The organism is Streptococcus sp. HMSC034E03 (assembly GCF_001811505.1).
In the GTDB taxonomy this organism is placed as follows: domain Bacteria; phylum Bacillota; class Bacilli; order Lactobacillales; family Streptococcaceae; genus Streptococcus.
Window position 1 is genome coordinate 1 of record NZ_KV804961.1, and the last position, 205, is coordinate 205.

Sequence of the window (205 nt, forward strand, 5' to 3'; positions counted from 1 at the left end):
TCATCTGATGTGTCAGAGGTAGAGAAATTAGACAAGCAATTGGAATTCATCGCCTCATTGTTTGAAGATTTGGAAGTGGAAGAACTTTTGAAATACACAGATATGGCGGATATTTTTGCGGTATTTGCAGACATCTACTCTCATCTGGTGGGTGATGTTGACCCAAAGGAGAAAAAATAAAGCCGAGTGAAGCACTGAAACGGTT

Annotated in this window: 1 pseudogene; it reads left to right on the forward strand. The window is 40.0% G+C overall.

From position 1 onward, the window contains the following. Positions 1-180 (forward strand): annotated as a pseudogene (locus HMPREF2805_RS01995) (hypothetical protein); the annotation flags it as partial. Between the last annotated feature and the right edge of the window lie 25 nt (positions 181-205).